This is a genomic window from Pseudoalteromonas sp. S1612 (assembly GCF_005887175.1).
GTDB lineage: Bacteria > Pseudomonadota > Gammaproteobacteria > Enterobacterales > Alteromonadaceae > Pseudoalteromonas > Pseudoalteromonas undina.
Genome location: NZ_PNDH01000044.1, coordinates 1 through 12,330, shown reverse-complemented (window position 1 = coordinate 12,330; position 12,330 = coordinate 1). Strand labels below are relative to the sequence as shown.

Here is a 12,330-nt window from a genome sequence, read left to right as displayed (position 1 = left end):
GCTTCGCACGATTTTATTACTGCTGAGATTTAACCCAACGTTTAATTTTTTGCTCAAGGATAGGCATAGGTAATGCACCATCAATCAATATTTGCGTATGAAACGCTTTAATATCGAATTGCTCACCTAATTGCTGGTGGGCGTAATCTCTGAGCTCTTTAATTTTAAACTCCCCCAATTTGTACGATAATGCTTGCCCAGGCCATGCGATATAGCGCTCAACTTCAGCAATAACATCACTTTTTGCCATTGAAGAATTTGCTAGCATGTAATCAATGCCCTGTTGACGTGTCCACCCTTTGGCATGAAAACCAGTATCAAGCACTAATCGCATCGCTCTTAGCTGCTCATCGTTAAGACGCCCATACCACATATACGGATCGGTAAATAAACCCAGTTCTTTGCCTAAGCTTTCTGCGTATAATGCCCAGCCCTCAGCAAACACCGTGTAGCCGCCGAATTTACGAAAATCAGGTAAGCTTTGCACCTCTTGTTGCAGCGCAATTTGAAAGTGATGCCCCGGAGCGGCTTCATGAATAGACAGCGTTTCGAGTAAGAACTTAGGCTGTGCTTTTAAGTTGTATGTATTGATATAAAATATACCTGGGCGCGAACCATCAGGAGCTGGTCCTGCATACGACGCTCCCGCAGCCGATTGGGCTCGATAGGCTTCAACCGCTTTGACAATATAAGGAGCCTTAGGCTCAATATTAAATAACTTTGGTAAGCGAGCGTCTATTTTTACTTTAATTTGTTCATAGGCGGCAATTAACTCATCGGCTGTTTTATAATAAAACTCATCTGAGTCACGTAAGTGGGTAAAAAAGGCTGATAATTCTCCTTCAAATCCTACGGTTTCTTTAACCGTTTCCATCTCACTTAAGATTCTTGCCACTTCACTTAAGCCAATCTCATGAATTTCATCAGCAGATAAGCTTAACGTGGTGTTTTTCTTTATTTGGTATTCGTACCATGCTTTACCATTGGGTAAATCAGCATAACCAACAGAATCGCGGGCATAAGGAATATAATCGTTAAGTAAGAAATCGCTCATTCGCTGATATGCAGGCACTAATTTATCTAAAATCAATGTTGTATACTGCGATCTTAACTGTTGCTTTTCATCAGCTGAAAAAGAGTCTGGCATGGCTTTAATGGGCGAATAAAAGAGAGAATCTTCTACGTTTGTAACAACATGCGCTTTAAATTGCGGGAGTAATTTTTTTGCTAATGGCATAGGCAGTACCACATCGTTTTTAACGCCTTGCGCCATTGATTGTTCAACACTTGCAAGCCATTTAACGAAACCATCTGCACGCTTGATAAATTTTTGGTAGTCGGCAACAGTATTAAAAGGCTGAGCACTTTGCCCTGAACCGAATCCGGCGAAGGTATTATGCGCACCCGACATTTGATTTATCGGTAACAAATAATTTTTATATTGCATCCCCTCAAGCTTGAGGGCTAAATCTCGGGATAACACTTCAAAATTCAGTAGCGCTTGACCGGTCAGTTGTGATTCATCAATCAGCGTTAAGCGTTGTTGATATTTTTTGTAAAATGCGGCTTTTTTATCGCGATTAGGCTGCGATATTTCAGGCAAAAATTGATCATCAAATTCATGGCGGCCATTATAAGTAGCGCTTAATGGATTAAGAGCTAATGATTCATCGTAGTACTGAGCAACGAGCACATCTAATTGCTGCTCGGCTGATAATTCGCTTATTACAGGTGCGACTGACTGATTTGTGTTTAATTGTGAGCTGGTGCTCATACAACCACTTAAGGCAAACATAACGCTACTGGCAACCAGTGCTATTTTAATAACTTTCATAAATTCCCTTGTTAGTTTTTACCCGCCAATTATGCGGTTTTAAATAGCTTAAATAAAGCAATTACGGTCAATGCTATTCGTCGCTACATTATTTACTCAATAGCGCATGGTTGCTACATTCAAGTGAATGAAAATAATTATAATGACTTAAACATGAAAAAACATTTATTGACTCTATCAATCGCATTAATGAGCTTAACCAGTACAAGTACACTAGCCACAACCTATATATCGGCCAAAGCTTTACTAGATGTTGAAACAGGCGAACTTAAGGCTAATCCTTTGATTGCCATAGATAACGGTGTTATTAGCCAAATCCAATTTAATAAAAAGCCCAAGCTTAGCAGTAATGATGAACTGATAAACCTACCAACGCTTACCCTGTTACCTGGGTTAATGGACATGCACGTACATTTAACCAGCGATCCAACCGTGTCTCGAAGTGAACGGTTAGGGCAATCTGTTCCGCGAATGGCCATTAAAGCCAGCTATTTTGCTAAGCAAACCTTAGAAGCTGGATTTACTACAGTAAGGAACTTAGGTGCTGAGGGCTACAGTGTTATTGCGGTGCGAGACGGTGTGAATGCAGGTGATATTATCGGCCCACGCATTTGGGCTGCAGGGCCTTCTTTGAGCATTACTGGTGGGCACTGCGATAATAATCGCTTACCTCCAGAGATGAAATATACTGCCACCGGCGTTGCTGATGGCCCGTGGGCTGTGCGTATTAAGGTGCGTGAAAATATAAAATATGGCGCTAATGCAATCAAACTATGCGCCACAGGCGGTGTATTCTCTAAAGGAACAAAAGTCGGCATACAGCAATACGCCTTTGAAGAAATGAAAGCCATTGTTGATGAAGCGCACATGCGTGAATTACCTGTTGCCGCTCACGCACATGGAACTAACGGTATTAAAACGGCAATTAAAGCCGGTGTAGATAGTGTTGAGCACGCTAGCTTTTTAGACGATGAAGCAATCGCGCTTGCAAAAGAGCATGGAACTTGGCTGTCTATGGATATTTATAATACCGAATATACGCTAAGCTTTGGTGAACAAAATGGCGTGGATGAAGAAAATCTAAATAAAGAACGTCTGGTATCAAAAAAACAACGCGATAGTTTTAAACGCGCGGTTGAAGCGGGTGTAAACATGGTGTTTGGAACCGACGCAGCTATTTACCCGCATGGTGATAATGCCAAACAGTTTTCCCGTATGGTTGAATTTGGTATGAGTGAATTACAAGCTATTCAAGCCGCGACCATTAATAGTGCTAAATTATTAAAAGCTGATAAACAACTAGGGCAAATTAAAACTGGTTTTGCAGCTGATATTATAGCGGTAAACGTTAACCCATTAAAAAACATTTCTACACTAGAGCAGATCCCATTCGTTATGAAAGCGGGTGTGGTTTACAAACAGTAAACCCAAAACGCCCCTATAAGGTTGAGCTGCGCTCAACCTTAACAGTTTTTTAGCAAATCTAGCTAAGCTGCTTGTTTAGCCATCAATATTTTATTCAAAAGATCTTTCCGCTAAACCAATCATCTACTGTAATACTCCATTGAAATTTTCAAATATGATTACTTTTAAATCACATTGAATAACAATCAAGCAAACGTACCTATTAAAGTAAAAAAAATTGAACTTTTTATTTAACTTTAAAATGATAACCATTATCATTCGCGCAAATTAACAAATGCGAATGGTTATCAGTTTATGAAAAGATTTCAATACTCTCTCCTCACTATGGCGTGCTTAAACGCAAGTTTAGCAATCGCTAACGAGTCACAAGTTAATTCAGATATTGAACGAATTAGCGTTTACGAGCAACAAAACCGAGTAGTGATGAATTCAGGTTTAGCGACTAAATCAGACATGTCACTAATGGAAACCCCTGCACCCGTGGTTATTGTTGATAAAGCACTGATTGAATCACAAGGTATTGATAGTCTTCAGGATGTGATCCGCAATGTGAGTGGACTAACTCAAGCGGGTAATAACTATGGCATTGGTGACAACTTAGTTATTCGTGGCTTGGGCGCTAATTACACTTACGATGGCATGTATGGCGGAGCAGGCTTAGGCAATACATTTAACCCTACTCGTTCTTTAACCAATGTTGAATCGATTGAAGTGTTAAAGGGTCCTGCAACTGGACTGTATGGTATGGGTAGTGCCGGTGGTGTGATCAACCTGATTGAAAAAAAACCACAGTTTAACGAGCAACATACTCTAGAAATGGATATCGGTCAGTGGGATAGTTATTCGCTTGCACTTGATAGCACTAATGCAATAACCGACGATTTAGCTTATCGGGTTATGGCCAAAACCGCCTCTAGCGATGGCTTTCGTGATTTAAAAGATCAGCGCGATGAAATTTACTCGTCTTTAAAATATGTGCTTAATGACCAGCAATCTTTTGTATTGTCTGGGGCATATATTAAAGATGCTATTGCAGTGGATTCTATTGGCCACCCTATTCGTATTTTTAACAGTGAATCGGTTGACGGTTTAACCGCTGGAGAAGTATCAGGCGCCGATTTAGTTAATGACCCAACAGCAAGTGGGTTACAATTGAGTGAAGCACAACGAAATGAATTAGCTAACTCTTTGGCAAGCAATGATGGTTTAACACCCTTTAACTTTGGTACCAATGGCATAATATCACCGATGGCAAAGGATAACGAAGGAGAAGAGCTGCGTTTTAAATTAGCGCACAATTACTACATTAGTGATGATTTATTTTTAAATCAACAGCTACAGTACCGTAATTACACCTCAAGTTTTGCCCGCCAAACAGGTGCTTATAATTATGTGTATTGGAACCGACGCGGTGTAATTAACCAAGATCCACGCGCACCGTTAGTTGTTGATAATGTATTATACCCATTTGCGGCCAGACGCCAAGAATATCGCCAAGTAGAAGCAGATGAGAAATCATGGCAATACTTTTTAGATTTACGTTATGACTTTATGCTCGGCAATATAGAAAACGAATTACTGGTTAATGCCAACTACGAAGACCGAGATATTCGTTTTAAACAATACTCCATTTATGATGCCGATAAGGTTATTAAAAACAAAGACGGTGAAGTGATTTATCAAGGTGCACTACCGTATATTTTTGATATACGCCAGCCAAATTGGCCTGCGGATGAATTCGCTGATTATGATCCGCTTAAAACCAGTGATTACAATAAAAAAGTACAAGCTTGGGGCGTAGGCCTTCAACATGTTGCTTACATTAACGATAAGATCACTACTCGTATTGGTGTTGCTCATAATCGTATTAAACAAAGTTACGAGCACTTTGGTGTTGACCCTCGTTATAGTCAAAGCCGCGCAAATCCAACGCCAGAAGCAAATACCTCAGACAGTGGTTTAACGTATAACCTAGGTGCTACTTATCAAGTAAACGCTGATATGGCTTTGTTTTTAAATCACTCTAAAGGGCGCACAGCTTACAGTGTTCTTGGCTCTGTTGCCGGTAATGAAGCCGATAGAGACGATTCCGAATCTGTGAGTAATGATTTAGGATTTCGTTTTAAAGCATTTGATGACCAATTACTGGCATCAATTGTGGTATTTGAAAGCGCGCGAACTAATTTAGAATATACCAACCCTCTTTATGAAGCAGGCGTGTCAGCACCTAACGTAGTAGAGAGCTTCTTTGATGGTGAAGAACAAACAAAAGGCGTAGAGATTGATTTAAATGCCTATTTGAACGATCAATGGAAAGTTAATATCAACGGTGTTTATCAAGACGCCCGGGATAAAACCAACCCAAATCGTGACAGCTATAATACTCGTCAAAAAGGGGTGCCTTATGTAACAGCAAGTTCATGGGTAACATATTCAGCAGCGCTGTTTGAATTACCGCACGCAGTTGATTTAAGCGCAGGTTTAACATTTGTTGATAAGCGTAGTACTAACTCAAGTTCATTTGGTATTGATAATGGCTACGTACCCGCTTATACCGTATATGATGCTGCGGTTAGCTATAAAGCAGACAACTGGCAGATGCAATTAAACATTAATAACCTGTTTAATAAAAAATACTATTCTAAAGCCATGTTTTTAGGCGGAATGCCAGGTGAAGAACGTAATGCAAAGCTAAGCTTTAGTTACACACTTTAATAGTTTAATAATTAAAAAAGCACGGTATTTCAATTGAGATATCGTGCTTTTTTCATGTAAAAACTTAATATTAAATCGTAACAACTATGCGGCCGTTTATTTCGCCTTTAAGCATGTCATCAAAAATTTCATTAATATCTTCAAGTTTTTTCTCTTCAATGATGGCTTTTACTTTGCCTTGCGCAGCAAATTCAAGACATTCTTGCAGGTCTTTACGCGTACCTACAATAGAGCCAACCACTGAAACACCATTTAATACGGTGTCAAAAATTGGCAATGGCATATCTTCAGGCGGTAATCCAACCAATACACATTTCCCCCCTCGGCGAACACTTTTATAAGCTTGTTCAAAACCTGGTTTTGATACTGCCGTACAAACAACAGCATGCGCGCCACCTACTTGCTCAAAAATGGCCTCACTGGGCACCACTTCTTTAAAATCAAGCGTAATATCAGCACCCAACTCTTTAGCTAGCGCCATTTTCTCTTTACCAGTATCTACCGCAATAACATTAAAGCCCATTGCTTTTGCATATTGCACTGCTAAGTGCCCTAAACCACCCACACCGACAATAGCAACCCATTGACCTGGTTTAGCGCCAGACACTTTTAAAGCTTTATACGTTGTTACGCCGGCACAAAATAAGGGGGCAGCTTCAGCAAAACCTAAACCTTCCGGTATTTTGATGATGTAGTCACCATGAGCTAAACAGTATTCTGCATACCCACCGTCAATAGAGTAACCCGTATTATGTTGCGATAAACAAAGGGTTTCGCGTCCATCTAAACAAAACTCACAATGGCCACATGCACTGTATAGCCATGGTACGCCTACTCTATCGCCCACTTCTAAGTGCTTAATATTACTTCCTAGTTTTTCTATTACACCAACACCTTCGTGTCCAGGTACTAATGGCATTTTTGGTTTTACCGGCCAATCACCATGACATGCGTGTAAATCAGTGTGGCAAACACCACAAGCGGCTATTTTTACTAGGACATCTTAGGGCCTACTTCTGGAATAGGTAAATCGGTAATCGCTAACTTGCCTTTATATTCTGTATTTATTGCTGCTTTCATAGTCATTCCATCGTTTATAAAAAGTTTATGCTATTTAACAAGGGCGTTAAACAGCAAGATTATGTTGCATACCCGCAACATACCTCACTATAAATGCTTAAATATTAATCTATATCAATCATTAGTCGTAAAACGTGGTTTTTTATCCCAGCTTAAGTCTTGCCATACTTAACCAGCGTGCTAGCATAGATTTCATTTATTTTTGAAACTTGTAACAATGACATTATCAGAAAAAAACTTTGCCTTTGTAATGCATTGTGGTGAGATGGGCAGCCGCTGGGGATTTAATCGCACCATTGGACAAATGTGTGGTTTATTGATTATTACTAAAGATCCAATGACGGCAAATCAAATCGCTGATGCGCTAAGTATCTCTCGCGGTAACGTGAGTATGGGGATCAAAGAATTACAATCTTGGCAGCTGATCAAAGTAATGCATATCCCAGGAGATAGAAAAGAGTACTATGCCCCTGCAGGCGATATTTGGGATATGGCAAATCGCGTATTCGAAGAGCGCAAAAAACGTGAAGTTGAGCCAACACTGAGCTTACTCCGAGATAACTTACTAGACGAAGCAAGTAACGACGATGAAATTTATGCTCAAAAACAAATGGGCGAAATCCATAACTTACTTGAAACAGTAACTAAATGGTCCTCAGAATTACAACGTTTAACTCCTGAGCAGCTTAATAAGCTAATGAAACTAGGTTCAGGGATTGGCAAAGTCATTGACCTAAAAGATAAAATATTTAAAAAAGAAATTTAGTCGATATGTAACTCACAAAAAAGCCGCAATTTGCGGCTTTTTTTAGTTATTTGCTTTAGCTTAAATCTTTGGGTAAGCAATTCTATCTGACAAATAGCCCACGCTAGTTGCAAAGTAATATGACCGATTCCAGTGCATAAATACCTTGTAGTTGTCGTATGCTAAATACATGCGCCCATTTACATCATCAGGCATCACTAGTGCAGCATCCACAGCAACATTTGGTAAATCGCTGCCATCAGCACGACGAACCCCTAATGCTTGCCAATCAGCGAGTGAGCGCTCTGAATTGTTCCAATATTCAAGCCATTGCTTACGTGTTTTAGTACCGCGCTTTAAAATATACTGCTGGTCAAAATCAGCAGGTAATTGAACTTGGCGACCCCAGGTTAAGTTGTCATTCCAGCCCTCTTGCTTTAAGTAATTAGCAATAGAGGCAAACGCGTCTTCCTTAGTTGTCCAAATATCTTTGCGACCATCATTGTTGTAATCTACAGCATAGGCATTAAATGAGGTTGGCATAAATTGAGTTTGCCCCATTGCACCTGCCCATGAGCCTTTAAATTTATCAAGCGTAATATGACCCGACTTTAATATATCCAGTGCTGCCCATAATTGGCGCTTGTATAGTGCTTCACGGCGCCCATCAAATGCCAGTGTTACCAACGATGAAATCACGTTGTGGCCACCTTGAATGGCACCAAAATTACTCTCTAAGCCCCAAATAGCCACAATAAAGCGTGCTTGAACACCAAAGTCTTTTGCGACCTTCTCTAAAACTTCTTGGTTTTCTTTATATAATTTACGCGCACGATCAATTTTCCATTGAGGCACACGTTTTGGTAAATATGTTTCCAGTGTTTCTTTTACTTCAGGCTGATTTTTATCTGCAGAAATCACTTTTTCTTTATAAGATGCAGTGGCAAATGCTTGCTCAATTAACTGAGTATCGTAGCCTTTAGCTATTGCCTCTTGCTTTAAATTAGTAAGGTATTGTTGAAACTCAGCTTGGGTTTTTGCCATCACCGATGAGCTTAAACATACACCACACAATACAACTGCTAATTTTTTAATCACTATCTACTCCATTTTGTTTTCTTAATTGACTCAGCAAGTTTTCCTCTGGTGGCGGAATTTGTAAATAATAGCCTTGGTCGCTAAGCGACTGTTTTAAAGTGTCTAAATCCGCTACGCCTAATTGAGTTCGCTTAGCTAAGTTAATGATCATCACGTACTGAGGTTGACCAAACATGGCCATTAAAGGTTCCGGAACTTTACTAAAATCGTCTCTTTTTTCAATAAATAAGAAAGTATCTGCTTTTTTCTTACTTTTATATACCGCAGTTAGCATTATGGCCCTATAAAATCTTGCTTAACAGTGCTACACACTATAACATGGCAATAATAATAAGTTATAAAAATTAGTGTGGAAACTTTAATAAAAGCCTTGTTCAGCCTAGGTTTATATAAAGTTACATGCTAACTAGACAATCCAGTTGAGCATCTATGTCGGACCAAATTTTTGAGCTAAAAGGCAACCTTTTTACATTATCAGTTTTACACCTTTATAGTACTGATATTAACCTTTTAGCAGAACAACTGTATGTAAAAATAGCCCAAGCCCCAAAATTCTTTGAGGGTGCCCCCATTGTCGTTAATTTAATTGAAGTAAAAAACAGCACAATCGACTTTGTTCATTTAAAATCACTTATTGAACGCATGAGCTTTAATGCGGTGGGTGTATGTAATGGTTCGGATGAGCAACACAAACAAGCAAAAGCTGCAGGGTTATCTGTTTTAAACTATTCACAAGACGTTAAGAGTGAACCCGCAAGAGTAGAGCCTAATACGTCAGTGGTTGAAAAAACCGTGTATTTACCAGCACAAATTATTAATGGTGCGGTACGCTCAGGCCAACAAGTTTACGCCAAAGACCGTGATTTAGTGGTGTTAGGTGCAGTAAGCCATGGTGCAGAAGTGATTGCCGATGGTAATGTACACATTTATGGAACTCTACGCGGCCGTGCTATTGCCGGTGCAAAAGGGCTAGAAAACGCATATATATTTTGTAATAAATTAGAAGCAGAACTCGTTTCAATCAATGGTAATTACTGGATCAGTGACTCACTGCAAGGTGAACACTGGGGTAACGCAGTTCAAATACAACAAAAAAATGAATCTTTAGAAATTTCAGCTTTGGTTAAAGGATAAATCTCATGGCAAAAATAATTGTCGTTACCTCGGGTAAAGGGGGTGTTGGTAAAACAACATCAAGCGCAGCAATTGGTACAGGCTTAGCATTAAAAGGCTACAAAACTGTTATCATCGATTTTGATATCGGCTTACGTAATTTAGACCTAATTATGGGTTGTGAACGTCGCGTAGTGTATGACTTCGTTAATGTAATCAATGGCGAAGCCAACCTTAACCAAGCACTCATAAAAGATAAACGTGTAGAGAAGTTATTTTTACTTCCTGCATCACAAACACGCGATAAAGATGCACTCACACGCGAAGGTGTTGAACGTGTACTTAATGAGTTAAAAGAAGACTTTGACTACATAGTCTGTGATTCTCCGGCAGGTATTGAAGCCGGTGCAATGATGGCAATGTACTTTGCTGATGAAGCAATTGTAACCACTAATCCAGAGGTTTCATCAGTACGAGATTCTGATCGTATACTAGGAATTTTACACAGTAAATCTAAACGCGCCGAAGAAGGTTTAGAAAACATTAAAGAGCATTTGCTAATAACACGCTATAATCCAGATCGTGTAACAAAAGGTGAAATGCTATCTGTTGAAGATATCCAGGACATTTTAGCCATCGACTTACTAGGTGTCATTCCTGAATCTCAAGCAGTACTTAGTGCATCTAACTCAGGACAACCCGTTATCCTTGATAGCGAATCTGACGCAGGCCAAGCTTATGCCGATGCGATCAGTCGTTTATTAGGTGAAACGGTTGAATTTAGATTTTTAGATGTTGAGAAAAAGGGTTTATTCAAACGGATATTTGGAGGTTAATGTGTCTTTACTTGACTACTTCCGCTCAGAAAAGAAAAACAGTGCGTCATTAGCAAAAGAGCGATTGCAGATCATTGTCGCGCACGAACGTTCTCAGCGTGGTACACCTGATTACTTGCCGCAATTAAAGCAAGATATATTAGATGTCATTCGTAAGTACGTAAATGTAGGCGCCGATGCGGTTCAAGTTCAGTTTGATCAAAATGAAGACGATTTAGCCGTACTCGAGCTCAATGTCACATTACCTGACGAAGAAAAGAAATAACAAACAAGGGCGCTAAGCGCCCTTTTTATTTGTTTGTCACTCGCCTTTGTGACTTTAATTATCCCACTCTTTTAGAGCATCTTTAACAAAGTCATAGCGCCATGAACTGAGTAAATCTGGCTTTATGTGATTTGCTTTTTGTTCATCCGTTAATTTCCAATTCCAACTAATTAGCTGATTAATTTGCTTTTTAGATGCCATGACGTCTTCTGGTATATTGTGCTCTTTAGCAACTTTCGTAATTTTTTGTTTGATTTCTTTCGCTACTTTTTTATACGTAGGAAAATCAATGAGACGTTTGAGTACTTGTGGGTGCTGCTCAGCTGGAACTGTTTTAGCCTGCTCAATGCACTTTAAAATTTCAACCCCTGAACGATTCACTTCAATAGGCTCAACACCCGGAATTTGTCTTAGCGCGTTTAAGCTCGACGGACCTCGTTTAGCGATTTCAGTCATGTTGTGCTCTTTAAGAACAAAATTAAGCGCTAGATTTTTTCGAATTGCTTTATTTCTTCGCCACACAGCTAACTCTTTAAGTACCGCTAATTCATGCGGCTTAAGCTGCCATGCGTTTTTAATCTCTTTATAAAGTAACTCATCTGGTGTTTGAAAAGCACGCTTGTTTGCCACCAATTCACTTTCGTTAATAACAATATCAAATAAATCGGCCGCTTTAATGCTGTCTATAATTAACTCAAAACAAGGCAGTAAGTGAAACGTATCGGCCGCAGCGTATTCGAGTTGTTTTTGAGTGAGAGGACGTTGTAACCAATTGGTACGCGATTCACTTTTATCAATTTCAATATTCAACAAGGTTTTTACCATTAAGGCAAACCCCATACAGTTACCCTCGCCTAATAGCTGAAGTGCAAACTGAGTATCAAACAATGGATAAGGAACAAAACCTGCGTATTTTTGAAAAACCTCAATATCTTCAGAAGGAGAATGAAGTACTTTTAACACGTTTGGATCTTTAAGTATCTGCCAAAAATCAAATAAGGAAAGCTCTGCTAGCGGGTCGATAAGTGCTAAATGTTCGCCATCATAAACTTGAATGAGTGCAACTTCGGGATACAAAGTACGGCGGCGCATAAACTCGGTATCAATAGCAAGAATGGGTTTGTTTTTTATTTGTTCTACAAACGTATTTAGCTCATTTTGGGTTTGGATCAATTGGTAGTGCACTGAGTCTCCTACAATAAAAAAGCCGACATATGTC

At 39.5% G+C, this 12,330-nt stretch carries 10 protein-coding genes and 1 pseudogene; 6 read left to right on the top strand and 5 right to left on the bottom strand.

Going from position 1 to position 12,330, the window contains the following annotated elements; all coding sequences use genetic code 11:
- Nucleotides 1-16: 16 nt before the first annotated feature.
- A complete protein-coding gene (locus tag CWB78_RS14965; protein ID WP_138596279.1) occupies nucleotides 17-1,834 on the bottom strand; it encodes a DUF885 domain-containing protein in 1,818 nt (605 codons plus the stop codon).
- Between the two features lie 153 nt (nucleotides 1,835-1,987).
- Between CWB78_RS14965 and CWB78_RS14960 the strand changes: the two genes are divergently transcribed.
- Complete coding sequence (locus tag CWB78_RS14960; protein ID WP_138596277.1) at nucleotides 1,988-3,259, top strand: Xaa-Pro dipeptidase; 1,272 nt, start codon at nucleotides 1,988-1,990, stop codon at nucleotides 3,257-3,259.
- 294 nt (nucleotides 3,260-3,553) lie between these two features.
- Nucleotides 3,554-5,974, top strand: coding sequence for a TonB-dependent receptor (locus tag CWB78_RS14955; RefSeq protein WP_138596275.1), 2,421 nt, complete (start codon nucleotides 3,554-3,556; stop codon nucleotides 5,972-5,974).
- A gap of 70 nt (nucleotides 5,975-6,044) precedes the next feature.
- Here the strand turns inward: CWB78_RS14955 and adhP are convergent.
- Nucleotides 6,045-7,054: pseudogene (adhP, locus tag CWB78_RS14950) on the bottom strand (alcohol dehydrogenase AdhP).
- Between the two features lie 217 nt (nucleotides 7,055-7,271).
- Here adhP and CWB78_RS14945 point away from each other — a divergent pair.
- On the top strand, nucleotides 7,272-7,820 hold the full coding sequence (locus CWB78_RS14945) for a GbsR/MarR family transcriptional regulator (RefSeq protein ID WP_010388849.1): 549 nt from the start codon (nucleotides 7,272-7,274) through the stop codon (nucleotides 7,818-7,820).
- Nucleotides 7,821-7,880: 60 nt separating this feature from the next.
- Here the strand turns inward: CWB78_RS14945 and CWB78_RS14940 are convergent, their stop codons facing one another.
- A complete protein-coding gene (locus CWB78_RS14940) occupies nucleotides 7,881-8,897 on the bottom strand; it encodes a lytic murein transglycosylase (protein ID WP_054201590.1) in 1,017 nt (338 codons plus the stop codon).
- The gene (locus tag CWB78_RS14935) at nucleotides 8,890-9,171 is read right to left on the bottom strand and encodes a YcgL domain-containing protein (protein WP_008111526.1); all 282 of its coding nucleotides are present in this window, start codon (nucleotides 9,169-9,171) and stop codon (nucleotides 8,890-8,892) included. Before CWB78_RS14935 ends, CWB78_RS14940 begins: the two co-directional genes overlap by 8 nt.
- A gap of 155 nt (nucleotides 9,172-9,326) precedes the next feature.
- Here CWB78_RS14935 and minC point away from each other — a divergent pair, with 155 nt between their 5' ends.
- From minC to minE, 3 genes are read left to right on the top strand one after another with little or no spacing between them, the layout of a single operon-like run.
- Nucleotides 9,327-10,031 carry a septum site-determining protein MinC gene (gene minC / locus CWB78_RS14930; RefSeq protein ID WP_008111529.1) on the top strand — a complete coding sequence of 235 codons (705 nt, stop codon included), beginning with the start codon at nucleotides 9,327-9,329 and terminating at the stop codon, nucleotides 10,029-10,031.
- A gap of 5 nt (nucleotides 10,032-10,036) precedes the next feature.
- Nucleotides 10,037-10,846: a septum site-determining protein MinD gene (minD, locus tag CWB78_RS14925; protein ID WP_008111531.1), complete on the top strand. Its 810-nt coding sequence runs from the start codon at nucleotides 10,037-10,039 to the stop codon at nucleotides 10,844-10,846.
- A gap of 1 nt (nucleotide 10,847) precedes the next feature.
- Nucleotides 10,848-11,111 carry a cell division topological specificity factor MinE gene (gene minE, locus CWB78_RS14920; RefSeq protein ID WP_008111532.1) on the top strand — a complete coding sequence of 88 codons (264 nt, stop codon included), beginning with the start codon at nucleotides 10,848-10,850 and terminating at the stop codon, nucleotides 11,109-11,111.
- A gap of 54 nt (nucleotides 11,112-11,165) precedes the next feature.
- On the opposite strand, the gene rnd is transcribed toward minE, so the two are convergent.
- Nucleotides 11,166-12,296 (bottom strand): ribonuclease D, encoded by a 1,131-nt coding sequence (gene rnd / locus CWB78_RS14915; protein ID WP_138596273.1) that lies wholly within the window; start codon nucleotides 12,294-12,296, stop codon nucleotides 11,166-11,168.
- Between the last annotated feature and the right edge of the window lie 34 nt (nucleotides 12,297-12,330).